The following is a 25,285-nucleotide window of genomic DNA, read 5'->3' as shown; positions in this document are numbered from 1 at the left end:
TTCTAACTTATTTAGAAGAAGGTAATTCAGCTTGATTCTTTACATCACCACTGCTGGTTAAAAGGTTTCTTTCAACAAAGTAGTTGTTAATAAAGGTGTTAGCAAAAGTTAAAATTACTGGACCAAGCAGGAAACCAATAATTCCACTAACTCCGAACCCAGGAACTAGCACTGCTGCTAACCAAAAACACAAACCATTGACAACGAGCGAAAATGCTCCAAATGAGAGAAAGTTAAGTGGTAGGGAAAGAGCAGACAGAACTGGTTTAACTGAACCGTTAATTAGACCAATTACTAAACCAGCAATCAAAGCTGCGGGGAAATTGGCAATATTAACGCCTGGAACAACGATATCAACAATCAATAGGCTCAAAGCTGTAGTTAGCGCGGTTAAAAATGGAGTCAACATTGTTTTTACTTAATAACTAGAGATTTTTTTTGCGACTTCTTATATCATCTTTGACTATCTGCTAAAGTTTCTCCTCCCTTGCAAGATAGAATTTCTTTCTACCATTAGGTCTATCATTGATAAAACTATAGCGATTCTAAATACATTTTATGGGCGTACATCTGTACGCCTAGACATTGGATATAGGAGTACTACGTCTCTATAAGGGTTGTGGATAACGCATATTAATTTCTGAAGAAGTCTAACGCATTGCAATGTTTTCAAGGGTACGTTAAACAAACTTAACGCGCCCTAAAAATTTAAGATTAATTTAATGTCACAAGGCAAAAATCACCCAGATTTTCCCGACTCAGGCTTATAATAAAGGGCTGATTTATATAAGACTTGTTCTTGATGGGTTTCTAAAGTGCAATTAGACAAAGGGTAAGTTACACAAGTAACAACATAACCAGCCTGTATTTCATTTGGACGCAGGAATTTTTGCTCGCTTTGATCGACTTCACCACTTATCAGTTTAGCAATACACGTAGAACATTCGCCTTGTTTACACCCAGATGGTAGGCGGATACCAGCTTCTTCCGCCATATCCAAAATATATTGATCGTCTGGTACTGGAATGGTGCGATCTAATCCAAGTGTAGGATTGATAAATCGGACTTGATAAACTGCCATCTGCTATTTCTAATTATTGTTTAACTGCTTTCATCGACAAACTAATCCGTTTGAGTTTTTCGTTAATTTCTAACACCTGCACTTTGACTACTTGTCCAACTTTGACCACTTTGTTGGGATCGTCTATAAATCTATCAGCAAGTTGGGATATATGCACTAAGCCATCTTGATGTACGCCGATATCGACAAAAGCACCGAAGTTGGCGACGTTCGTCACAATTCCCTCTAGTTCCATTCCTACCTTTAAGTCTCTGATTTCCTTAATTCCTTCTCTGAAGGTGGCATACTTAAACTCAGCACGAGGATCTCTACCTGGTTTTTCTAGTTCGCTAAGAATGTCGCGTAGTGTGGGTTCGCCAACGCTATCGGTAACGTATTTCTTCAGGTCGGTCTTTTTTAGTTTTTCGGCAATTTGTGTTACCTGATTTAATGGCACATTTAGATCGGATGCGATCGCTTCTACTACAGAATAACTCTCTGGATGCACTGCTGTATTATCCAAAGGGTTATCACCGCCGCGAATTCGCAGAAAACCTGCTGCTTGTTCAAAAGCTTTTGGTCCCAACTTCGGAATTTTCAACAGTTGTCGGCGATTTTTAAAGGCTCCATTTTGGTTACGATAGGCGACAATATTATTAGCTACTGTTACCGTAATCCCAGAGACGGAAGTTAAAAGTTCTTTAGATGCGGTATTCAAGTCTACGCCAACGTAGTTAACACAGCTTTCTACAGTCTCATCCAATTTCTTTTTCAACAACTTCTGATCGACATCGTGCTGATATTGTCCCACACCAATCGATTTGGGATCGATTTTTACTAGTTCCGCCAAAGGGTCTTGCAAACGGCGACCGATACTAATTGCGCCGCGCACGGTAATATCTAAATCGGGAAACTCTTCCAGCGCCACTTTGCTAGCAGAATATATAGATGCGCCAGACTCATTCACCATCACCTTAACTGGTTTGCGTTCTATAGTTTGTAATACTTGCGTGACAAATTCCTCTGTTTCACGGGACGCTGTACCGTTACCAATGGCAATTAATTCAATTTTGTACTTTTCAATCAAATTTTTGACAGTTTGTGCAGCTTTGAGTCGTTGTTCAGCCGCTTGGTGCGGAAATACCGCCTGATATTCCAAAAATTGTCCAGTTTGGTCGAGGACAGCAACCTTACACCCAGTTCTAAATCCAGGGTCTATCGCCAGTGTTGGTTTCATTCCTGCTGGTGCAGACAGCAGTAACTCCCGCAGATTAGTTTCAAATGTCTTGATTGATTCTATGTCTGAATAAACTTTTTTCTCAGAAATTACCTCTCCCATGAGAGAGATTTTCATCAAACGGTTGAATGCATCTTTCAGCATCGCCTGATAAAAATCCCGAATTGTCCGTACTTTGGTTTTAATTTCTTTCGACTCAAGATAGTAAAGTAGGGTATCTTCATCGAAAGCAATTTCAAAGCTTAATATTTTTTCAGTTTCACCCCGACACAACGCCAACATATTGTGGGGTGCAATATTTTTTACCCTAATTTGATAGTTACGGTACATCTCAAATTTGGTTGTACCTTCAGGATAATCATCTTTGATCCGGGAAACAAAGACCCCTTCTTCTAAAAAATAGTCGCGGATATATGCGCGTAACTCAGCTTTTTCAGCTACTTCTTCCGCCAAAATATCAGCAGCACCTTTGAGTGCTTCTTCTGCTGTTTTTACTCCTTTCGTTTCCGAAATATACTTAGCTGCTGCTTCCTCCAAGGATGCAATTGCAGCATTTTTGACATTTAGTGACTTGATAAACTCTGCTAGTGGTTCGAGTCCTTTTTCTCTGGCAATGGTGGCACGGGTGCGGCGTTTTGGTCGATAGGGTAAGTATAAATCCTCAAGTTCAGTTTTTTGTAAGCAGGATGAGATTTTGGCTTTGAGTTCATCTGTAAGTTTACCTTGTTGGGCGATCGCACTTAAAATCACTGATTTTCGTTCTTCCAGTTCTGTTAAATAAGTATATCGATCGGCCAGTTCGCGTAGTTGCACCTCATTCATTTCATCAGTGCGCTCTTTACGATAACGTGCAATAAAGGGAATTGTTGCACCCTCCGCCAAAAGTTCCAGCGCGTTTTGCACCTGATGGGATTTGAGGTTTATTTCAGTTGCCAGTAGTTGAGGAATGTTCAGCATTAGGTGTCTAAAATGAAAATGCTACTTCTAAAGGTAATATGCTAGATCCTTATCCTGGCGCAAGGCCAAAGTTTAAGATAATTTACCAGATGATTGCTCATAAGAGTGCAATTGGCGAAATAGACAAAATCCATCTACGCAAGTTTTATAACTAATAACTCTTTCAATCCGCCTAGACAAATGAGAATTTACATAACATAGCGCAGTAACGCTGAGTTGCGAGAACGGCAAAAATAGCATCACTCACAGGAATTGCCTATTCCTAAACATTACGCAACTTCGCATACCGCCTCATACATACTTTTAAAGCTTGCTGCGCACACCATCAACCACACAAAAAAGAGTTGTCAAGCTTTTAGGCGCTTCATGTGTCGCAATAATTATTCCAATTGGCGTAATATTACGACGTTGCATAATCTTGATTTTCTATAATATTTATTTCGCTTGACTATTGTAGGCAAAACCTCATTGGATGTAAAATTAACCACACTTCCAAAAAATTTGTTTTAAAAACACTGCAACCTTTAGTTTAGAGGTTAATAAAATGCCTTTGTTTTTCTTGATACCACTATGTACTGCTTTAGCTACTGGCTATTTCTTTAAAAAGAGTACTGATGAGATAGCATATCTTGCAGGTGTATTCGCAGCGGTTAGCTCGATCTTAAGTTTAGTATTAGCACCTTGGCAGATTCAGTTTGGATTATTAATCATTGTCTTCGTCATTACCAACAGACTTTTGCAGGATAGTGAGTCCAAACAATAAGAAAACAACCCAGAGAAACCCTTATCCAGCCCAAACAACTTAGCGTTGTTTTTCTTTATACCATTATATACTGTTAGCTACTGCCTACTTGTTTAAAAAGAGCACTAATGAAATTGCATACTTTGCAGGTATTAGCTTGATTTTAAGTCTAATATTAGCACCCTGGCAGATTTAATTTGGATTGTTAATCATTACTAACAGATTTTTGCGAGGATAATGAGTCCAAAAAATAAAAAAACCTCTACCCAGCCAGGGAAAATTGACAAACTAAATAGGACGGCGTAAATATTTATAGTTGGGATGAAACAGAAGAAGAGAGGCAGAAAGCAGAAGATAAGAGGGTTTTAACCTCATTTATTTTTATTAATATAGTTGTGTTTTTTCCCACCCACTTACTAGCTATGTCTAAGATACATGAATTTAGATAGGCACTTTTGTGGATAAATAGAAGAACACAATTCAAACTTTCGATTATTATCTAAAATTCCGGTTATAATTCAGTGTAGGATTGTATTATATTAACAGTACAAGTACTGTTAATCAAGTTTCAATTTTCCTTTAATCAACTCTTAGCTTTGCATTTATTGAGTCTGATACTAAATCCTTACTTCTACAAGTTTAATACCCAGAAGTTGCTTCATCATATCCAAATTTTCAACACAAAATTTTATAATCTTATTTTATGAAGTTTTTGTTTAAGTGTATTTGTTAGTAGATAAAATTTTGATAAAGTACGACGATAAATTTGCAACATGTCTTTCTCATGGTATTCTAGTAAGTAATTACATGTAACAATAAATTTGGAGAAAATAGTCTACTCAAAATTAGGATGAAAAATCAAACAACCATAATACTAAATGATGTAGAAATATCTCAAATCCAATGCAAGTAACGTCAACTTTAAAGTTGATTAGCCAACGCTAGTTTGCATTAGCTATTTTTTTTCAAGAAGCTCCATTTGGACATTCAGCAAAATTCCCCATAAACCTGTAAAGCGTATTACTGTAGATTGATTTATTTGTCTATGATTTACGCAGCCAGTCAGACTTATATTACTTCTTGTGTTCCCATACCCAAAAAGAGCACGTATACATACTCAATCTGAGTAAAAACCTTTACTTTTATAAATTGGCTTAATTGCCAGCCAAGATTAAAAATATGTCTGTGAGCCGGGAGAATTTTTATGATATGTCAGTACATTTCAACTTTCCTGGAGCAAATAGAGAATATTTCTCAATCGAGCTAGGTTTTATAGCTTGAGAAGCTTAATCAATAGTATCTTCAAAAGATTTATACAGGAAGATACAACTGATGAAAGTTAATGAATGGATTAATCAAAAATTCTGGCAATCCATTTTGATTTGGGTGCATCTGTTGAATATGTGGGTGTAATCAGAGTTCAGCATCAGCAATGTCTACGATGGGTTGCATCTGCGCACACTGCAAACTTTGTGTATATGGAGAGAACTTGTGACGAAGTTCTCAGGTTTCCTTATGTCTGCATCTACTACTAAATTGTCGCGATCGCTCTAAAAATAGTATTGGAGCAAACTTGAGTAGCATAGAAAATATCTGTAATTTACAGTTTGACAAACTCTAAATTGATTGTACCAATTATCAAGCAATAAACTAGTTTGCTGGGGAGTCAAATCCAGTAAAGCAATTAAGCGTGCTTTACTTAAATCATATCGAATTGCCATGATAGAGCAACCATCTTGGAAATTACATGGTATTTAATTTTTAACTCTAGAGCATGACTTTCAACGATCGTTTTGATCTCAGTCACTTCAACATAGCCTTCCTAATTTTGTTGTCTATTTACTGAAGTGAAGGTCAAATTGTAGATAAAGTGTTGCTGAGACATAAAATATTTTAAACAATAGATAGCTATTTAATGTCTAGTTAATACTTACTATCTTGATTAAGGAAAATTACGATGAAATCTATCTCTGAAATCTCAAACTTTAAAATAATTCCTTATATTATCTTATTCATCAGTATTTTATTTAGTATTTGTGGGCAATTGTTGATGAAAGATACTATGAGTCATACAGATGAGGGAGTATTTACTTGGGAATTTATTCAAAAACTAACATTAGCTATTACTGTCTATTGCTTAGGAATAGTAAATTGGATATTGGCTCTACGCTCTGTAAAGTTGAGTATTGCTTATCCACTCACTAGTTTAAATTATGTCGGTATACTTTTCGGTTCATACTACTTTTTTCACGAAGTGATCACATTAACTCGAATAGCAGGAGTTATCACTATTTTTTTGGGTGTTCTTTTAGTAGTCAATCCTATAAAACAGCTCAAATTTAGATAAATTTATATTTAATTAAAAAGCTGAACATGAGTACTTTTACTTGGATAAATTTAATACTTGTTGTTTTGTTTGGAACAACAGCTCAACTATCACTCAAGTACGGACTTCACATTTCTAGCTCTACTAAGGAAGGAAGCGGATCTCTCAAAAATCTTTTACTATCTCGTTATTTTTTGATTTGGTTTATCTGCTATGCATTTATGACTCTATTGTGGCTTTATGTATTGCGGACAATTCCTCTAAGTCAAGCGTTTCCAGTTTTAGGATTAATGTATGCATTTGTACCAATTGCTTCTCACTATCTTTTAAAAGAAGAAGTTGTGTTTAGCCAATGGTTAGGAATTTCCGTTATTATAACTGGCGTAATTTTAGTTGTACATTAATAGCTACATAGGCAATAAATCAGATTATTAATATAAACTTTTTCTGAATATCATTCTCAAAAAAATCTCACAAAATCTAAATTTAATTTATGAATATAGGCATCGTTGGCGGAGGCATAACCGGGCTAGTATTAGCTCAACGTCTTTCACATCAAGGACATACAGTTACTGTATTTGATAGCAACAAGCAGCTTGGTGGACTTACAACCTATCATGATTACGGGTTATTTACCTGGGATCGCTTTTATCACGTTATCCTACCTTCTGATATTAACTTAATCAATTTCCTCAGAGATATTGGTCTAGGAGATAAACTGCGTTGGCATCGAAGTTTAACAGGTTTTTATGACAACAAAAAGTTTTATTCTATTAGTAGCACTATAGAATTCTTGCGCTTTCCTTTATTTGGACTTATAGGTAAAATCAGATTAGCTTTTACTCTACTGTATGGTTCACGCCTTAATAACTGGCGGCGCTTAGAGAAGATTTTAGTTGAAGATTGGCTATTGAAACTCGGCGGTAAAAACACATACGAAAAGCTCTGGAAACCTTTACTTTTATCCAAATTAGGAGAAAACTATAAGCGAATCTCGGCAGTTTTTATCTGGGCTTATATCAAACGATTATTTTCAGCGCGGGATTCTTCATTAAATAAAGAACAACTTGGTTATGTCTCCGGCGGCTATAAAACTGTTTTTGATCGGATAGAAAAATTAGTTTACGCAGCTGGAGGTCATATCCACAAAGGTGTTGCAGTAGAATATATCGCACCTCATCCAGGAGGTGGAATGTGGGTAGAATATCAGGGTAAAAAAGAGCATTTTGATAAAGTCATTTTTACTGGCCCAGTTAATATCTTGCAACAGGTTGCTGCGAAGGGACTGGTAAAAGTTTCAGACACTGGTAAAACAGTAGAATACCTGGGTGTAATCTGCATGGTACTTATTACTCGTAAGCCTCTAATTCCTTATTACGTAGTAAATATTGCCGATAAAAATATTCCTTTTACCGGAGTTATCGGTATGAGTAACTTAGTTTCTTTACAAGAAACAGCAGGATATCACATTACATTTCTACCAAAATATATACTTTCCACTGATCCGTTGTTAAAACAACCAGATGACGAATTACGTCCAATATTTTTCCAAGGTATACGTTCAATGTTCCCTGAACTCAAGGCAGATGACATTGTAGCGGTACATATTAATCGAGCGATAAAAGTACAGCCATTACAAGTTTTAAATTATTCAAGCCTTGTTCCCAAAGTGAGTACTGAAAACAACGATTTTTTCGTTGTCAATACTTCACAGTTGGTCAATGATAGCGTCAATAACAACGCAGTAGTTCGACAAGTCGATGAATTTCTTAAAAAATCACCATTACTGAATTCTTAAATTTGGTAATCACATTTTATTTGAAAAATCACACGAGGTTTTTATGAGTCTTTTTGTTCTTTTACCTGCATATAACGAGCAAGAATCAATTCGACCCTTGTTCAAAAAGTTTCAAACATTGCAGCAAATCTTTAATATAGATATAGAACTGATTCTTGTCGATGATGGCAGTAGCGATAGAACTGCTCAGACTGCTTTAGAAGAATCTCAATCACTAGGGATATTACTAAAATTAGTCCAACATCCCAAAAATGCTGGTTTAGGTCAAGCAATTAAAACAGGTTTTACAACTTTCTTAGAAATTTCTAAAGAAGGTGATTTTCTAGCAGCGATGGATTGCGACAATACTCAACCACCAGAACTGTTAATAAAAATGTATGACACTATGATAGCTGGTTGCTATGATATTGCGATCGCATCTAGATATCGAAAAGGTTCTAAAGTCGTAGGCTTATCAAAATTTAGAGAGCTGCTGAGTTACGGAGCCAGCTGGCTTTTCAGAATTGCTGCCCGTGTACCAGGGGTAAAAGACTACACTTGTGGTTACAGACTGTATAACCGTACTTTCCTCAGTAAACTGGACATATATTATGGCGACAATCTATTTACTGAAAGTGGATTTGCTTGCATGATAGATTTACTGTTAAAAGCCAAACCCCTCAAACCAAAAATCGTAGAAATTCCAATGGTTTTGAGATACGATCAAAAGCCGACTGCTAGCAAAATGAAAATTCTTAAAACTATTACTCGAACACTAAAGCTCTTGTTTAAGAATTTAGCATCAACACAGCCAACTTCCAATTTAAGTCAGACTTTCAAAGAGCAAGAAACAGTCAGAATTCCACTGAAAATAGGAAATCGTAAATAAACCTGAGAAGAAGAATCTAGATTAAATTAAGTTAATCAGCAAACAAAATTGCATATTTAACATGAGTTAGTTGTCAAGAAGCTTCTATATTCTCGCCATAGATGGAATTTATTCTGTTTGACTCTAACTCCCTTCGGTGAGAAGAGTAGCAGATAAATGTATACAAGTGTATTTCATTTTACACTTAAACTCTTAGCGGAGCTTTCTTGGCTCCGCTTTTAAATTTTGACTTCTGAATTTTTCAAATAGTCCTAAATTGCTAGTCTGTAGCCTGATTGGCCAAAATATTGCCGAAGAGGAGGGAAATCCACACATTTTTCTACCAGCTGTGGTTTTTGCTCATTTGTTAGACTGAACACACTAGGATTTTTCAGTCAAATCTCTGAACTACGCCAGCAGACGAGGCTACTCATGCTTACAAGTACGCTACTTCTCTCGAATCAACTTCCCACTCTCCAATATTCCTCCACACCAGAGCGTTTCGATGAAACCTGGGAAGCCCCCCTGGCTACCCTTCTGGGACTAGGACGCGCCGCTGGTGCTGACTTCATCGAATTATTTTTAGAGCGTCGCAACTATATTAGTTCTCTTGCAGAAGATGACGCTATCACGAGTATTTCACCCAGTTTGTCTACAGGTGCAGGAGTCAGGGTATTTCGCGGCAAAGCTGACTGCTACGTTAGCACTAATGACCTTTCGTTTTCCGGTTTGAAAGCAGCCTTAGAAAAAGGTCTTTCTATTTTGGGATTACAACTACCCAGTGCTAAAGCTTTCATCCCAGAAATTAACCTGGAATTACTCAGAGATTACGCTACCAAAAGAGGTAAAGATGCATGGCTACCGATGTGTAGCTCCATCCGAGAAATGGGAGAAATCCTCTTAGATGGTACAGCCCACCTGAAGCAAAAAGCTAGCCACGTCCAATCGCGCCGTGCTAGTTATTTCCGGGATTGGCAAGAAGTTTTAATCGCCGCTAGTGACGGAACTTTTGCGCGTGATCTTCGCCTTACCCAGTCAGTAGGATTTAACTTGTTGTGTGCTGATGGTGCTAATCGTACCTCAATTGGCGATCGCGCGGGTAACACTAGTGATGCCAACTTCTTAAGAACCTGGGATTCTCAACAAGCCGCCGAAAAAATTGCAGAATCGGCTGGAAAAATGCTCTACGCAGATTACGTGGAATCGGGTACTTATCCGATCATTATGGCCAATCACTTTGGCGGCGTAATCTTCCACGAAGCTTGCGGACACCTGCTCGAAACCACTCAAATTGAACGCAACACTACTCCCTTTGCTGACAAAAAAGGCGAAAAAATTGCTCATGAAAGTTTGACAGCCTGGGATGAAGGGCGCTCTGAAAATGCCTTCGGAACTATTGACATGGATGACGAAGGTATGCCTGCTCAAAGAACCCTCTTAATTGAAAAAGGCGTTCTGAAAAACTTCTTAGCAGATAGAACAGGTTCTGCACGCACCGGACACCCCAGAACTGGAAGTGGACGCCGCCAAAATTACACCTATGCCGCTGCTAGCCGGATGCGTAATACTTATATTGATTCTGGCGAATATAGCAATGATGAATTATTTGCCTCTGTTGATAAAGGTATTTACTGTAAAAAGATGGGTGGTGGTAGCGTTGGTGCTACAGGTCAATTTAATTTTGGTGTTGATGAAGCTTATTTAATTGAAAATGGCAAAATTACCAAACCACTAAAGGGAGCAATTCTCATCGGTGAAGCCAAGGAAATTATGAATAAAATTTCCATGTGTTCTCAAGATTTGGAAATTGCACCAGGTTTTTGTGGCTCAGTCAGTGGCAGTATTTACACCACAGTCGGACAACCTCACATCAAGGTTGATTCTATTACTGTAGGGGGACGATAAGAATTTTAGATTTTGGATTTTGGATTGTGATTGAGCCGGATTTTCCGGCTAGAACAAAGCAACTGGCATTACGAGTTATTCGTTTAAAAATATAAGTCATATAGCAGGAGGCAGGAGGCAGAAGGCAGAAGGCAGGAGGTAAAACTATTACTATTCCTAGCTTTCACCCTTTCAAAATGTCCTAACCTGTGTGACTACGGCTATAACATCCAAAATCCAAACTTTAATATCAAAAATAGAATCGTTTAAAATCCCAAATCTCAAATCCCAAATCTCAAATTAACTATGCCGAATATCAAAGAGATTGCAAATTCTGCTAAGGATAATGCTGATAAGCTTGGCATTAAGAAATTCGACATTTATGGCTCAACAGTTGATGACACTAGCGTGCAAGTAGACCAAGGTGAACCAAAACAGGTCAAAGCTTCAAACCGCTCTGGTGTTACTGTTCGTGTCTGGAATGAAGATAATACGATGGGTGTCACTAGCACCACAGATGTAGACCCCAAAGGATTGGAATTAGCTTTGAAAACTGCCTACGAAGCCAGTTTCTTTGGTGTTAAAGAAAATGTTCCTGATTTTAGTCCAGAGGCTACTACTCCAATTCCAAATAAACCTCAGGATAAAGCACCCCAAGCACCTGTTGCTGAACTCATAGAAAAATTGTTGGTAGCTGAAAAAGAATTACTAGCAGCTCATCCAGCAATTAAAGGCGTACCTTATAATGGTTTGTCACAAAGAGATATTGACAGATTTTATCTCAATAGCGACGGCGCAGTGAGAACTGAATCTCACTCTTTGGCATCAGTTTATCTTTATAGCAAAACTGAGGAAGATGGCAAAAAGCCGCGCAGTGCAGGCGCTTTTAGAATCAACCAAAATTTAGATAATCTAGATATTAATGGTTGCATTAAAGAAACTGCTGATAAAACTATCAGTCATTTGAACTATGAAAAAATCAAAACTGGTAAATATCAAGTTGTTTTCTCTGCGGAAGCTTTTTTAAGTCTGCTGGGCGCTTTTTCTAACTTGTTCAATGCCCAAAGTATTTTAGACAATCAAAGTCTATCTACTGTTGATGATTTAGGTAAAGAGATTGCTTCTCCTTTGATTTCAGTTTCTGATGATGCGTTGCACCCAGCTAACGTTGGTGCAGAAAGCTTTGATGGCGAAGGAACTCCCACTCGTCAAATTTCATTAATTGAAAATGGCGTTTTAACAGGATTTCTCCATAGTGCAGGCACTGCTAAAAGGTTAAATGCCCAGCCAACGGGTAATGCTAGTATTGGCGCAAAAGTCAGCGTTAGTCCGAATTTTTATCACGTATTTTCAACAGCAACTCCTGAGCAAGAGTTAAGTTTAGAAACTGCTGAAAAGGTGATTTTTATCGATGATTTACAAGCTCTCCATGCTGGAGTTAAATCCTTGCAAGGTTCCTTTTCTTTGCCGTTTGATGGTTGGCTAGTTAACAAGGGTGTGAAGACAAGTATTGAGTCAGCAACTGTTGCTGGCGACTTCTTGGAACTATTGAAGTCAATTATTTATGTAGAAAAAGAGCCAGAGTTAACGCCAGGAGGAGTTTGCCCGAAAATTTGGGTTAATGAACTATCGATTACCGGCGAATAAAACTTAGGAATGCAGAGTTAAGAGTTTAACTCTTAACTCATAACTTGGAAATCATGACTGAGCATTAATATTCACCACCAATGCTAATGGCAGTATTAAATACATCAGCTCCGCTTAAATCAATATTAGCTAAAACAGCGCCATCTACATCACTATTATATAAACGGGAATTACTCAAATTCACGTTGGTAAGATTGGCTTTATTTAACATCGTATCGCTAACAAATGCTTGTGTGAGATTAGCAGACTTTAAGTTAGCTCCAGTTAAATCTGCACCTTCTAAGTTAGCACCTTGGAGATTAGCTCCTTTTAAATTTGCATTTCTCAAGTCAACACCGATTAGATGAGCACCTTTGAGGTTAGCTCCTGCTAGATTGCATCCCGAACATTCTCTAGTTTCTAACAAGCGGCGGACAGGGGCGGAATTTTCTGCTTTGACGGGAATGGGAGCAGCTAAGGATAGCGTGCTGAGTAAGGCTGCTGCCGTCAAAAAAATTCGTTTCATAACTTACCTCGGACACTTCTAGAAGTCATTAAATTCTGAACTTCTACGATACCAGTATGCCAAGATTACAGAATTCTGTCCTCATGCGATCGGAGGAATATTTAAGTTCGATGTGACTAGGTATTCTTGCATTAAGTAGTCCGATGGGAGGAAATTTCAAACTGAAATTATATTAACGGTAGGTTAGAGCAACTTTTGGTGCTATGTTTTTTGTACTTTGCAATACTTTAAAATTACTTAATTACTGACGATGGAATACTGAATATATTGATAAATCTGCCAAATTATAGACGTCATGTGTAATTAATATTACATTTATCAATCCAAGTGTTGCGTCCTTTGCCCGACATAAATATTCGTATCCTGCTTGACGATAATTCCCTTAGTTGTGCAAAAACATCCATAACGGCAGATGAAGGTTGTTAGTGCTTCTTTTATTTTCTGCCACTGGGGTGCTTGTTCTTACAGGCATCTCTTTAGTTTTTGCCCAGTTACTCAATTCCTTTCTCGCTCACCTTTAGTCTAAAGTCCAGAATATAGAAATGGAACAAAATTTTCAATAGAATTACGGAATTGCAATGACATCGCTTGAAGTCATAATCATCAGAACACAAACTGACTGCGTTCACTAAATTTATTGCTTGACCAACTCTAAGTAATAAATCTTGAAATACCCAAATAATTAAAGCTATAAGGAGATAATTAACATGAGTGAGAATAATAACTCACAATCCAAAACAGATAAACCGCAACCTCCTACTACAATAGGAAGACCAACTAAGACTGAATTGATTAAATCCAAACAACAGCCCCCAAAACCATAATTATCAGATAAATAATTGCTTTTACCCCAACATTTTATTTATAACTCAATACATTTGGGTTAAGGTTTATTGGTGTAGATAATTGGTCTTTTAAGACGCGATTTATCGCATCTCTAGATGAGGGTTTTGTTGCTCATCCTGAACTGTATTGATTTATAACTAGAAAACGAATTCTAGTATAGAAACCAATAAGAAACTAGAAGTCTGACGGAAATATTTACTTGCTACTAGATTTTGGGAACCATTGGTTCCCATTTTTTTCATTTCTAATCCCATTGTTTATTGATTCATTGATTCGATAAGGGCAAGCAAATAGTGAAACAAGTTCTGCCTGACTGAGATTCAAATGAAAGCGTACCATGATGGCGATTTTCTACAATCCGGCGAACGGTTTCTAAACCGAGTCCTGAACCATGCCCTACTGATTTGGTGGTGAAGAAAGGTTCAAAAATACGGGTTTTAATTTCCGGTGGAATTCCACTGCCAGAATCGATGATGTCAATATGGGCATAGCGATCGCAATGGTGTGTTGTAATTTCCAGCAGTCCTTTATCATCCATTGCATCAATGGCGTTGTCAATTAAGTTTGTCCACACTTGATTGAGTTCACTGCCATAGGCAAGAATTTTCGGAATATGTTGATCGTAATTGCGTTGCACTTGCACACCGCACTTGAGTTTATGAGCAAACAAGCGCAAGGTATCTTCTAAACCTTGATGTATATTTACTTCTTGCTGAGTGCCTTGATCGAGGTAAGAATAAGACTTCATCGCTTGCACAAGTTCGGAAATCCTCTCAGATCCTCGCAAACCATGTTTAATCATCGACATGACTTCAAAGGAAAGCGCTAGCCAGTGCAATCCCATTTCTCGCAATTCCGTGTTGTCGTTGCGCCAACGTTCCATGAGTTGCTCTAGGGTTTCAACTTCAACACCACCTTCCGCTAAAGGTTCTGCTAATTTCCAGGCTTGGTTTACACCATAGTCTTCTAACCATTCCAGCAATATGGATTCGCGATCGCTTAGTGTCACCGGATCTAGGCGATTATTCAAAATCGCATCATAGCCTAGATCGCGTACTCTCAACCAGTGTTGAGTATGGGCTTCGTCAACATTGCGTTGCCCATAAACTAAGTTCATTCGTTGTAACTCTAGGATGGCGGCTGGCATTTCTTTTAAAGTCCGAACCAGGGCTGCGGCTGGGTTGTTGAGTTCATGAGCTAGACCGGCGGCAAGTGTCCCTAAAGCTGCCATCTTTTCCCGCCCACGAATGAAGGACTCTAGCCCCCGGACACGACGTTGCATAATTCGGAAGACTGTTCGCTCAAAATCACGACATTCATGCAGCAGTTTACGGAAGTCTTCTCCCTTTAGGTCGTAAAGATTGCAATTTGTCAATGCCCGCATTGTCACAGGTGCAGGTTCATCTGTGAGAACTGGAATTTCACCAAAAAAGGATGGGGCTTCGTGTTGCCCGATGGGAATTTCCACTCCTTCACTGCGGCGGGTGAGGTTGATTTTACCTTTGACTAAGATAAATAAGCCACATCCAGGGTCTCCCTCATGGGCTAAAACTTCTCCGGCGGAAAGTTCAATTGTTTGAGCGCGATCGCAAACCCACTGCAATCGCTCTTTGGGAAGTTGTTGAAATGGGTCTAAGTTGATTAATTCCTCAACACATAACATCAATTAACCTCCTTCAGGGGGCAGCAGTGATAAGAAAGTAGGGTTATACAGGTGTGTTTCCCTATAAAGAATTGTGGCTAAAATAGTTGAAGAAAGCTTTAGTCTGAGTTTATCAGAATTCGCAAAAAACCTGATCCGTTTATACGGTGGGGATAGATAGCGGTCTGATAGCTCAAAATTTCTTGAACCCAGCAGAACGACGATAAAGTAACCAGATAAACAGGGGTGAACCTAGCAAGGCAGTGACAGAACCTACTGGTAGTTCTACTGTTCCTAGTCTAGAGAGTAAATCTGCAAAAGTGAGTAACCATGCACCTGCAAGGGCGGAAAGTGGTAAAACAAAGCGATGATCTGTACCAACAATCAGGCGGACACCGTGAGGAACAACAAGACCAACAAATCCAACCAAGCCACTGATGCTGACTGCACCTGCGGCTAATAGAGTGGCGACACCACCAATTAACAAGCGCGATCGCGTCAACGAAAGCCCTAAACTCACAGCTAAATCATCTCCTAAAGCCAATATGTTTAGCGATCGCCCCAGCAAGCATCCCCCGATCAATGCAACGATGATATAAGGTGCAGGCGTAGCAATTTCTTGCCAACCCCGTCCATTAAGACTACCAACTAGGAAACTGAGTGCAATTTGAATTTGCCCATCTTCAGCTAAAAGTAGCAATGTACTTTGTACAGCACCAAATAAAGAACTCACCGCCACTCCGCCTAAAATCAACCGCTCAACAGAAATTCCTGACCCCGAACGACCCAGTAAAATTACGATCGCGGCAGTTAAAATTGCTCCCATCCATGCCGCTAAAGGAATTGCGATCGGGAATATGTGGCAGACAATTATCAGAATTACAAATAGTCCTGCACCTGCTGAAATGCCCAAAATAAATGGATCGGCAAGACTATTACGTAACAATCCTTGCAGCAGTGCTCCTGACATTCCCAAAGCTGCGCCGACAACCATCGCAGCCGTAATGCGCGGGAGACGTAAATCCCAGAGAATTGTCTGTTTAATGGGATCGCCTTTGTGGAGAATGGCTTGCCAAAATTCCGACATATTTAAAGGTACTGCTCCTTGAGAAAGCGACAGTGCTAGCGTTACCACCAGTGCTGTACCAAAGAGTAAAACAGCCCAAAATACGCGGTGTTCAGTAAAAATGCGGTGTTCAGTAAAAATTGTCTGAAATGGTTTAGTCAAATTTTGCCATCCTTTCTCCAAAACAGTCAGCCTAAGCTTCCAAAATTTCTTCGTCACCCAGTTAATTTTATCTATTTGTATAACATCAGCTTTTATCCCTACCTTCTTGTAGCTGAAAGTGCCACTTGATCTACTATTCGACCTTAAGTGCCTTGTGTCTTGGGAGCCTAAGCAGCGAGACAGACGACAGCGCCACTGAGAAAATAACTGCATTTATTGCACCAAATAAGTCCCCGAAAGCTGACGCTAAAAACACTCCAAGCATTTCTGAAGTGACGTTACCCTCAAGTTCAATTAAAAATGAAGAAATTTTTTACTGTGGGTCAATAATTGAACCCATAAATAAAACCCCTCCCGTCTGATTATCCCTAATGGCACAGAAGAAGGGACGGTCAACAATCATTTGGAATGGTGGGTTTATGTCAATAGAAGCTGTTGCTGATATACCAATTGAAGTAACAGCAGCCGCTTCCGTGCCTTCTTCGTTCACTTCGACAAAAGTTTTATGCTTAACTTCGCTAATCTTAAGATTTTTACCCATACCGGAAAAATTGGCTTTGTCGCTGAAAGCCTCCGCCATGCCTAAACTTTTCAAGGAATCATTGAGTGTAACGTCGTAATCTGTTTTGAAGCGGGGTAGGCGAATAAACCCTTTTTGTTTGCTGAACTGAGTCATCCATTTTTCCCAGTTTTCAACATTCAAGTTTTGATAGAAGGCTTTCAGATTAGAATTCTGTTTTGGCAGGAAAATATAAAAACTGAATTTACCATCTTTGCCGTAAGGTAAACTAACTGCCTGAAATTGTTGACTTTCATAGTATCTATAGTCACCGTTTTGTGACATCATCGGCTGTTGTTTTGGTTTGCCAGATGTGCTGTTGTAAAAAGGGTATTGAGCAGTTTTATTTTTATTAAATTCTTGGCTCCATTTCCCTTTAAAATATATAGCATTAATCAGAAACAACACCTGACTTGGATCAATTGTATCAACTATATTATTGATTTTACCATTAGTATTATCTTTGACCCAGCTATTGATAATATTAGGCGCGTTGGGATCTTGAAAATTTAAATTGCTGACTTTAGCTTTATAGAAATACTGTACTCTTTGGAGAAAGTCTGGCTGAAAGCTAAAATTTTGATTTGCCCAAAGTGAGTTAGCAATATTCAGTTGCACTTTCGGATCGGAATTGTCTACAAGCTGCTTTAATACCGCCGCATAAGAAGAGTTGATTTCTTGCAGATTCATCCCCTGTAATTCCAGGGTTTTTGCGATCGCTAGTTGAGTTGTACCGCTTGCGCCATTGTAGGTCATAGCTAGAGCGATCGCAACACTCGAAGGTGAGATAAAAACATTCTTCTCACCTCTATTACCTTTTTGAACCTCTGAAAATAGTTTGAAACCAAACTTGTTGCTAGACGCAACGATTTTTGTATCAGTTTTGGTTGTCTTTTGTTGCAATGGAGTTTCTAGCTGAGGTAAGCTAGATTTGGCAAAGGCACTTTTATTACCATTGATTTGAGAATACTCTAATACACCAAATAGAATGACACTTGCAGCTACCAAAGCATAACATTTTTTCATAAAAATTTTTTCACAATACTAAATTTCTGCCGATTCATTTTACCACCTCACTTGCAAAATATTCCTGTTCTGTGCTCAGAGTTGACGCAGATACTATGTCAATGATTAACTATTGCATTTGTTCTAATAAATCAAATAGTACTCTTACCGTTTTTGTAACAGTAAGTTATTAGCTTATAAAATTAAACACAACTTGTTAGAGATGCTAATTCATAGTTGAGGTGGCTATATAGACGAATTATGAAAAATTTCTATTTTGAGGAATTTTCCTATTTAAATATCAAAGTATTGTATATTGCCTAAACACAAAATCACTAGCGTTCTTGGTTGTTGAAGGTAAAATTACGTTTGTCAGTTCACGAAATACCAAACTTTTCTATAGACACACGGCTAAACCTTTTAAAACCTCATTTCTCGCCAGAGGCTAGAAATACTTTTCATTGGGCTGCTGCCGTAAGTTAATAGGCAACAGCCCACTCATTGGGCGCACCCTTATGTTAGTTCTAGTCCACCTTGATAGCCAGTGACAATGCGGCCACCATCCTTGAGGATGTGGATTTCTATCTGGTCGCTAGCCCAAGTAATTTGGTCTTGGAAAGCCGGGTTTAACACCCGAACCCGTTGATTGCTAGAAGAGACTGGAGAGTTGGGAGAATTAATTGCCAGAGATTGTACAAAAGGCCCGTCAATCAAAATATCGAGTTGTTCTAACAATGCTTGGGAACCTGGCGGTGCAGATTGGGACTGTAGCTGCTTAAGAGTGAATCCACTAAAAGACATTACATTTAAACCAGCAGCTTTTACCTTCTGGGCTAAAGATGCCAATGCAGTTGCTTGCCAAAAAGGTTCTCCACCAGAGAATGTTACACCCGTGTTGCGGGGATTGCTGAGAATATTTTCGGCAAGAGTATCAACAGCAATCAATTGATTAGCCTCAAAAGACCAGGAGTTAGTATTAAAGCAGCCAGGGCACTCACGCAGACAACCTTGTACCCAGATGACTGCACGACAACCAGGGCCATTAACTTCTGATTGATCGACGTAACCCATAATATTAAGATAGCCTGGGGGAATTTCTATGAGTGCTAGCGATGGGTCAGTTTGCTTAATTTCCATCTCTTTAACTCCTTTTAGCCGTTAACTGTTAAATATAGCGAATCTCCAGTTAGATAACCGTGACAATAGTTATATAACTGGAGATTTAATTGATGATTAATTTCTCAAAAGTTTTGGGGGCGATAATCTATAAATTCTTGTAATTTTGCGTTAGTGTACCCCTCTAGGGAAGCAAGCTACGCGTAGCGTCTCGCAGAGAAGGTATTACTGCTTGTAGATCCTGGTAAAATATTGTTTGTTTTTACATATATTTTTCTGTATTTTCTCGTATCATTTTTTAGAAATCAAATATGATTTTTATATATCGACTGAATAATGGGCAGTTACTATTGAGTCAAGAATGTTCTAATTAACCTGAGTTCAACAAATATCTCCTTACTTTGAACTAAATTTCAAGTCTCCCCCTCTTTATCAATGAGAAATTGGGCTATAGTATTTATTCCAAAATAAAAATACTTATAGATATCTTGAACAATAAAAAATGTCAATAATATGCTCTAGATGTGTTTTTAAGCAAAGACATCTAAGTAAATAAGGTCATGTATGGTTAGTATTGCGTTAATTTGGATCTTCTGTATTCTCAAAGTAAATATGCACGCAGAATTTCTCAGATGAAGGTATAAAAAAATATTTATCAGTAGTTGACTATTGATGTGAATGTATACTCTGATTAATTTGTACAGTGTTATTGGGCTTATATCAAGTTTGGGTGATTAGTTATGATTTCCACAGTCATTGCACCATTTTCGAGGTATAAAGTATGCCAAAAACATCAATTTAGGTAAGTAATTTTTGCCCAAAAATAGCACTAAATTCAAGGTTTAGAACTGAAATTACTGAAAAAATAAAATCAGGTAGGCAAAAGTTATGGCAAATATTATTGGAACAGATGGCTACGATTTACTAGAGGGTGGTACTGGGAATGATACTTTCATTGGTGGTACTGGGAATGATGAATTTGTTTACAACTTGGGGGATGGCACTGATACAATCACTGATTTCGGTGGCATAGGTAAAGGAACTAATCCGACAGCAGCAGTTAGTGCTGAAGTCGACACCATCAAATTCCAGGGTGCAGGATTAACTGCTCAAAATTTACTGCTGACCCAGAATGACAACAATCTAGAAATCACCTTTGAAGGGAATGTTAAGACCATAGTTATTCTGGAAAACTTCAAACTAGAAAACTTGGAGAATCTGAAAGCTTCTGGAGCAAAACCAGCTCTTGGTAATATCTTATTTGACGGGCAAAATAGCATCATTGACAGCTTTAATGTCTTAGATTCCAACTCTACTGATACTAGCCTGGGCATCAAGAACACAGTAACTTTTCTCAATGACCTCAACAATAACATTACGGGGTTAGAAGACTCAAATGATGTAATTAATGGTCAAGGCGGTAATGACAAAATCGATGGCTTGAGTGGAAACGATTTGCTGCGAGGTGGTGCGGGTGATGATACCCTCATTGGTGGTACGGGTGATGATACCCTCATTGGTGGTACGGGAAATGACTCCCTTGTTGGCAATAATCTGCTTTCTGGAGGCTATGGCAATGATTATCTCTCCATCTCTGGCTACGAAAGCTTTAGCTACCCAGACTACGAATACGACTCTCGGTCGTCTGGTAAGAACACCCTCAACGGTGGTGTTGGTAACGATAACTTGAGTGCTAGCGGTTCAACAGGCAATAATTTGCTCTCTGGGGACGATGGCAATGATAATCTCTCCATCTCTGGCTACTACAAAGGAAATAACTACACCAACTACGACTCTCGCTCGTCTGGTAAGAACACCCTCAACGGTGGTGCTGGTAAGGATACTTTGAGTGCTGGCGGTTCAACAGGCGATAATTTGCTCTCTGGAGGTGATGGCAATGATTATCTCTCCATCTCTGGCGACTACAGCTATATTCCCAGCGACCCGTACTCACCCCGCGACGTCTCTATCACATACGATTCTCGCTCGTCTGGTAAAAACACTCTTGATGGTGGCACTGGGGATGATAACTTGAATGCTAGTAATTCAAAAGGCGATAACTTACTAGATGGTGGTGCTGGCAATGATTATATCTCCGCCTCTAGCGCCTTTGGTAAAAACACAATCTATGGTGGCAGTGGGAATGATATTCTTATAGGTGGTTTTGGTAATGACACCCTCTATGGAGGAACTGGTACTGATACCTTTGTTTTCAATAGTTACAATCAAGGTGTTGAGAGTATTTATGACTTCAACGCGACTAATGAACTGATTCAGGTATCAGCTGCTGGCTTTGGCGGCGGGTTATCACTAAGTCCACTTAAAGCAAGTCAGTTTACCCTCGGAACATCTGCTACGACAAGTAATCAACGATTTATCTATAACAGTGCTACAGGTGGACTGTTTTTTGACCAAGATGGCAGTGCGTCTGGGTTTACTCAGGTAAAATTTGCACAATTATCTACTGGATTGTCAGTTAGCGAAAACAATTTTGTGGTTGTTTAATCGGAATTAGCCCTCTTTGAGAGCCAAGCGGTACAGTTTGCAAGGTGCTATTTTTAGCATCTTGCATTCGATTACTTAATGCAAACCATTTTGGTAAGCGATGCGATTCTTGCAGAGATAAGTAATACCAATTCTGTACAAAGATGCGCCAAATTATATAGCAGGAGGCAGAAGGCAGGAGGTAAAACTATTACTATTACTAGCTTTCACTCTTTTAAAATGTCCTAACCTATATGACTACGGCTATATAAGGAACGAACTTCAAAGGGCGTATACTCACTCCTACGGAAAAGCAAACTACGCGCAGCGTCTCGTCAGAGAAGGACACAAAGGAAGAAATAAAATTTGGCGCAGCCTCACAAAGAAATGGTATAAGATATTCTTTGCTTGAAACGTGCATACGTTATTTTCAGATTATGGAAATAGCTATCAGTCTGTCATATTATTCCTACTTAATTGCATTCGCAATCAGGTATTATAAAATCACTTTTATGCTAAAAATTTCTCATCTTAACGTTTATTACGGCGAAAGCCATATTCTCCGCAATGTAGATTTGAGCGTACCATCTGGGCAAATGGTTTGCCTAATTGGACGTAATGGTGTCGGAAAAACTACGTTATTAAAAACTATTATGGGTTTACTCAAACCCCGGAGTGGTACTATTAATTTAGCTGAAGAATTAATCAACTCTAAATCTCCAGACCAAAGGGCAAAGTTGGGAATTGGTTATGTCCCTCAAGGACGAGAGATTATCCCTCGATTAACAGTTAAAGAAAATCTATTGCTAGGGTTGGAAGCTAGACGCAAACCAGTAAAAAAAGCAGAAATTTCAGAGGAAGTTTTTAATTTATTTCCGGTGTTAAAAACCATGCTTTCGCGGATGGGTGGTGATTTAAGTGGAGGACAGCAGCAACAATTAGCGATCGCCCGTGCTTTAATGGGAGAACCTCAATTACTCGTCTTAGATGAACCCACCGAAGGTATTCAACCCTCCATCATCTTAGAAATTGAAGCCGCAGTCCGTCGCATCATCGAAACCACAGGCATTTCGGTATTATTAGTAGAGCAACATTTACACTTTGTCCGTCAGGCTGATTACTATTACGCTATGCAAAAAGGTGGTATTGTCGCGTCCGGTTCCACAGCCGAACTTAGCCAAGATGTGATTCAGCGCTTTTTAGCTGTTTAAGAAAACAGAATTCAGGAGTCAAAAGCCAGAATTCTCCAATTGAATTGGAGTGTGACTGGCGGATAGTGCATCAGTAGCAAGTTTGTGAGTGTTTGAATAAACTGGTTTAAGTTTTCTACTTTCTGATTCTAAATTCTGAATTCTGAATTCTGAATTCTTCAGTTTTTGAGACTGCTATATCAATTGTATCGGTAGCAATCAAGTCTGCTGCTTCTTGCAAAAGCTCATTTTGTTCCTTTTGAATCGCTTCTAAGCGACTAGAAATTTCTGCTAATCGTTGTTGTTTATTTGGTTGAAAACTTTCAGATAGTAAAACTGGTAGGTTATCAGCTTTTTTAGCACCTGTAATTCGTTGAGCAGTAAAACTCCCAACTTTAGTTAAGGATAGAAAGCTAACTTGAAACAAAGCCAGAAGTAATTTTAACGGAACTTGGAGTATTGACCAACTAGCAGTCTCAATTAAGCGGACAATTGCTTTAATGATGCTCCAAAGTAAAGCCAGGGCAAACAGCAAAATTACTACACTAATAATTGGATGATTAGCTGCCCAACTTAGCATTTGAACTAACCGAAAAAATATCGGGTGTTGTATCAGCCAATCACTTACAGAAGATGCGAACGCATCTTTAACTGCTCCTGATGTTGTACTCTTAAATTTATCAGCAGTTTGCCAAGTTTGCTCTAAACTCGTTGTAACTGTATCAATTGCTTTATCAGTTGTGGTAGTGGCTGTTGTTTTTAAAGACTCACCAGCTTGTTGTGCTGAGTTACTTAGAGAGTTAACGCTTCCGCCCACAAAATCTTTCACATTTTGCCAGCGTTGTAAAACTCCATTAGGTAAATGTATTTCTATTTGAGATGTCATAAAACATTTCACCGAGGTTGAAATCTAACCTGCAACCCATCTTTAGGGCGATTGGTGGGAACCATAACTTCCTCTAAACTTTGATTGGGTAATATTTCCCAATGATAATTGCGTAGAAGATGAGCAGCAACAATTTTCATTTCCACTTTGGCAAAGGCTAGGCCAATACAGATGCGTGGCCCACCACCAAAACCAACTAAACTAAAAGGATACTTTTTATGTTCTTGTCGTCCTTCGCGCCAAGAAAAATTCTCCATTTGACTTGACAAAACTAACTCTAACGCCTCCGGCCCGGCCATCACTACAGTCGGTCTGCCAAGAAGATGAGTTTTGAAGATGGGCCCGTACTTGCGATAACGCTTTTTAGCGAAATCGCGGTCGAAAACAAAGGAGAGTGTTTCACCTAATACAGGTATACCAAAGCTTCCAGGAGGAGTTTGATCGCTTTTCATATCTCTAAGGGTAGCTATGAAAAAGTTAACACGATATTTCAACTTTGCTGCGTTAGCAAAGCTCGCCGTAGGCATCGCAGCAACCCAAGATATTTTTAGTACTTTCAAATATCTTTGTCTTTTGCATCAATAATCCAAAACTTGTCATCTGTCATAATATTTTCCCAGATCATATAATAACTTTACAGAAATTTAATATTACTTCTTATTCAATAAAATTGCTGAACGTTAAGATGTTGTGGATCTATTGTTGAAAAGTAAAAATTCTATGCATCTGGATTTACCACAACTGATTAAATCACTCGGCTATTTTGGGGTCTGGGCGATTGTCTTTGCTGAATCTGGCTTATTAATTGGTTTTTTTCTGCCTGGGGATAGCTTATTGTTCACTGCTGGATTTGTTGCATCTCAGAATTTATTGAACATTTGGGTTTTGATTTTTGGTGCTTTTATTTGTGCAGTCTTAGGTGACAATGTTGGCTATTTTACTGGACATAAATTTGGCAGAAGACTATTTAATAAGGAAGATTCATGGTTGTTTCATAAAAAACATCTTGTGAAAACTCAAAACTTTTATCACCAGCACGGTAAAAAGACGATTGTTTTAGCACGCTTTTTACCCATTGTACGGACTTTCGCGCCCATCGTAGCTGGGATTGGTGCAATGCATTATCGCACATTTATGTCTTACAACTTAATTGGTGGCTTTCTTTGGACATTCGGCATTACCATGTTAGGGTTTTTCTTAGGAAAATCTTTGCCACCTGAACAGGTTGATAAGTATTTGTTACCAATTATTGGATTAATTATAGTTATTTCTTTAGTACCATCGATTATTCATTTGGTACAAGAAAATAGAGCAAACAAAAGTTGA

The 25,285-nt window shown here is 38.6% G+C and carries 19 protein-coding genes; 9 read left to right on the top strand and 10 right to left on the bottom strand.

All coding sequences use genetic code 11. From position 1 onward, the window contains the following. Positions 1–7: 7 nt before the first annotated feature. From V7K79_RS06435 to V7K79_RS06425, 3 genes are all read right to left on the bottom strand, one after another. Positions 8–409, bottom strand: coding sequence for a phage holin family protein (locus V7K79_RS06435; protein WP_335045786.1), 402 nt, complete (start codon positions 407–409; stop codon positions 8–10). Positions 410–739: 330 nt separating this feature from the next. Next, positions 740–1,081, bottom strand: a complete 342-nt coding sequence (locus tag V7K79_RS06430) for a 2Fe-2S iron-sulfur cluster-binding protein (RefSeq protein ID WP_335045784.1) — start codon at positions 1,079–1,081, stop codon at positions 740–742. A 13-nt stretch (positions 1,082–1,094) separates the two neighbouring features. Next, complete coding sequence (locus V7K79_RS06425) at positions 1,095–3,254, bottom strand: Tex family protein (protein ID WP_335045781.1); 2,160 nt, start codon at positions 3,252–3,254, stop codon at positions 1,095–1,097. Between the two features lie 2,699 nt (positions 3,255–5,953). Between V7K79_RS06425 and V7K79_RS06420 the strand changes: the two genes are divergently transcribed. From V7K79_RS06420 to V7K79_RS06395, 6 genes are all read left to right on the top strand, one after another. Continuing rightward, on the top strand, positions 5,954–6,343 hold the full coding sequence (locus tag V7K79_RS06420; protein ID WP_335045780.1) for an EamA family transporter: 390 nt from the start codon (positions 5,954–5,956) through the stop codon (positions 6,341–6,343). Between the two features lie 26 nt (positions 6,344–6,369). Beyond that, the gene (locus tag V7K79_RS06415) at positions 6,370–6,726 is read left to right on the top strand and encodes an EamA family transporter (protein ID WP_335045778.1); all 357 of its coding nucleotides are present in this window, start codon (positions 6,370–6,372) and stop codon (positions 6,724–6,726) included. Positions 6,727–6,815: 89 nt separating this feature from the next. After that, complete coding sequence (locus V7K79_RS06410; RefSeq protein ID WP_335045776.1) at positions 6,816–8,120, top strand: NAD(P)/FAD-dependent oxidoreductase; 1,305 nt, start codon at positions 6,816–6,818, stop codon at positions 8,118–8,120. A 43-nt stretch (positions 8,121–8,163) separates the two neighbouring features. Continuing rightward, positions 8,164–8,988: a glycosyltransferase family 2 protein gene (locus V7K79_RS06405; protein WP_335045775.1), complete on the top strand. Its 825-nt coding sequence runs from the start codon at positions 8,164–8,166 to the stop codon at positions 8,986–8,988. A gap of 411 nt (positions 8,989–9,399) precedes the next feature. Next, complete coding sequence (locus V7K79_RS06400; protein WP_335045773.1) at positions 9,400–10,872, top strand: TldD/PmbA family protein; 1,473 nt, start codon at positions 9,400–9,402, stop codon at positions 10,870–10,872. 285 nt (positions 10,873–11,157) lie between these two features. Beyond that, positions 11,158–12,498, top strand: coding sequence for a TldD/PmbA family protein (locus V7K79_RS06395; RefSeq protein ID WP_335045772.1), 1,341 nt, complete (start codon positions 11,158–11,160; stop codon positions 12,496–12,498). A gap of 64 nt (positions 12,499–12,562) precedes the next feature. Here the strand turns inward: V7K79_RS06395 and V7K79_RS06390 are convergent, their stop codons facing one another. From V7K79_RS06390 to V7K79_RS06370, 5 genes are all read right to left on the bottom strand, one after another. After that, positions 12,563–13,003: a pentapeptide repeat-containing protein gene (locus V7K79_RS06390; protein WP_335045770.1), complete on the bottom strand. Its 441-nt coding sequence runs from the start codon at positions 13,001–13,003 to the stop codon at positions 12,563–12,565. 1,111 nt (positions 13,004–14,114) lie between these two features. Next, entirely contained in the window at positions 14,115–15,512 is a 1,398-nt protein-coding gene (locus tag V7K79_RS06385; protein WP_335045768.1) for an ATP-binding protein, read from the bottom strand. Positions 15,513–15,684: 172 nt separating this feature from the next. Beyond that, entirely contained in the window at positions 15,685–16,719 is a 1,035-nt protein-coding gene (locus V7K79_RS06380; RefSeq protein ID WP_335045766.1) for a FecCD family ABC transporter permease, read from the bottom strand. A 313-nt stretch (positions 16,720–17,032) separates the two neighbouring features. After that, a complete protein-coding gene (locus V7K79_RS06375; RefSeq protein WP_335045764.1) occupies positions 17,033–18,304 on the bottom strand; it encodes a serpin family protein in 1,272 nt (423 codons plus the stop codon). 492 nt (positions 18,305–18,796) lie between these two features. After that, positions 18,797–19,420: a 4Fe-4S single cluster domain-containing protein gene (locus V7K79_RS06370; RefSeq protein WP_335045762.1), complete on the bottom strand. Its 624-nt coding sequence runs from the start codon at positions 19,418–19,420 to the stop codon at positions 18,797–18,799. An 867-nt stretch (positions 19,421–20,287) separates the two neighbouring features. Between V7K79_RS06370 and V7K79_RS06365 the strand changes: the two genes are divergently transcribed. Together V7K79_RS06365 and urtE are read left to right on the top strand one after the other, a co-directional pair. Continuing rightward, positions 20,288–21,904 carry a calcium-binding protein gene (locus tag V7K79_RS06365; protein WP_335045760.1) on the top strand — a complete coding sequence of 539 codons (1,617 nt, stop codon included), beginning with the start codon at positions 20,288–20,290 and terminating at the stop codon, positions 21,902–21,904. Between the two features lie 491 nt (positions 21,905–22,395). Next, positions 22,396–23,094, top strand: coding sequence for an urea ABC transporter ATP-binding subunit UrtE (urtE, locus tag V7K79_RS06360; RefSeq protein WP_335045758.1), 699 nt, complete (start codon positions 22,396–22,398; stop codon positions 23,092–23,094). 115 nt (positions 23,095–23,209) lie between these two features. On the opposite strand, the gene V7K79_RS06355 is transcribed toward urtE, so the two are convergent. Both V7K79_RS06355 and V7K79_RS06350 read right to left on the bottom strand, forming a co-directional pair. After that, positions 23,210–23,959 carry a hypothetical protein gene (locus V7K79_RS06355; RefSeq protein WP_335045757.1) on the bottom strand — a complete coding sequence of 250 codons (750 nt, stop codon included), beginning with the start codon at positions 23,957–23,959 and terminating at the stop codon, positions 23,210–23,212. A gap of 8 nt (positions 23,960–23,967) precedes the next feature. Then, positions 23,968–24,486, bottom strand: coding sequence for a cytochrome P450 (locus V7K79_RS06350; RefSeq protein WP_335045755.1), 519 nt, complete (start codon positions 24,484–24,486; stop codon positions 23,968–23,970). Positions 24,487–24,679: 193 nt separating this feature from the next. On the opposite strand from V7K79_RS06350, the gene V7K79_RS06345 reads away from it, so the two are divergent. Further along, a complete protein-coding gene (locus V7K79_RS06345; protein ID WP_335045753.1) occupies positions 24,680–25,285 on the top strand; it encodes a DedA family protein in 606 nt (201 codons plus the stop codon).

The organism is Nostoc sp., assembly GCF_036917575.1.
GTDB lineage: Bacteria > Cyanobacteriota > Cyanobacteriia > Cyanobacteriales > Nostocaceae > Nostoc.
Note: the sequence above shows the minus strand (reverse complement) of the source record. Positions and strands in the feature narration are given on the sequence as shown.

Bases quoted from the DNA above. Each gene is read 5' to 3' on its own strand.
- V7K79_RS06435 (WP_335045786.1), bottom strand. From the start codon at position 409: ATGTTGACTCCATTTTTAACCGCGCTAACTACAGCTTTGAGCCTATTG.
- V7K79_RS06430 (WP_335045784.1), bottom strand. From the start codon at position 1,081: ATGGCAGTTTATCAAGTCCGATTTATCAATCCTACACTTGGATTAGAT.
- V7K79_RS06425 (WP_335045781.1), bottom strand. From the start codon at position 3,254: ATGCTGAACATTCCTCAACTACTGGCAACTGAAATAAACCTCAAATCC.
- V7K79_RS06420 (WP_335045780.1), top strand. From the start codon at position 5,954: ATGAAATCTATCTCTGAAATCTCAAACTTTAAAATAATTCCTTATATT.
- V7K79_RS06415 (WP_335045778.1), top strand. From the start codon at position 6,370: ATGAGTACTTTTACTTGGATAAATTTAATACTTGTTGTTTTGTTTGGA.
- V7K79_RS06410 (WP_335045776.1), top strand. From the start codon at position 6,816: ATGAATATAGGCATCGTTGGCGGAGGCATAACCGGGCTAGTATTAGCT.
- V7K79_RS06405 (WP_335045775.1), top strand. From the start codon at position 8,164: ATGAGTCTTTTTGTTCTTTTACCTGCATATAACGAGCAAGAATCAATT.
- V7K79_RS06400 (WP_335045773.1), top strand. From the start codon at position 9,400: ATGCTTACAAGTACGCTACTTCTCTCGAATCAACTTCCCACTCTCCAA.
- V7K79_RS06395 (WP_335045772.1), top strand. From the start codon at position 11,158: ATGCCGAATATCAAAGAGATTGCAAATTCTGCTAAGGATAATGCTGAT.
- V7K79_RS06390 (WP_335045770.1), bottom strand. From the start codon at position 13,003: ATGAAACGAATTTTTTTGACGGCAGCAGCCTTACTCAGCACGCTATCC.
- V7K79_RS06385 (WP_335045768.1), bottom strand. From the start codon at position 15,512: ATGTTATGTGTTGAGGAATTAATCAACTTAGACCCATTTCAACAACTT.
- V7K79_RS06375 (WP_335045764.1), bottom strand. From the start codon at position 18,304: ATGAAAAAATGTTATGCTTTGGTAGCTGCAAGTGTCATTCTATTTGGT.
- V7K79_RS06370 (WP_335045762.1), bottom strand. From the start codon at position 19,420: ATGGAAATTAAGCAAACTGACCCATCGCTAGCACTCATAGAAATTCCC.
- V7K79_RS06365 (WP_335045760.1), top strand. From the start codon at position 20,288: ATGGCAAATATTATTGGAACAGATGGCTACGATTTACTAGAGGGTGGT.
- urtE (WP_335045758.1), top strand. From the start codon at position 22,396: ATGCTAAAAATTTCTCATCTTAACGTTTATTACGGCGAAAGCCATATT.
- V7K79_RS06355 (WP_335045757.1), bottom strand. From the start codon at position 23,959: ATGACATCTCAAATAGAAATACATTTACCTAATGGAGTTTTACAACGC.
- V7K79_RS06350 (WP_335045755.1), bottom strand. From the start codon at position 24,486: ATGCCTACGGCGAGCTTTGCTAACGCAGCAAAGTTGAAATATCGTGTT.
- V7K79_RS06345 (WP_335045753.1), top strand. From the start codon at position 24,680: ATGCATCTGGATTTACCACAACTGATTAAATCACTCGGCTATTTTGGG.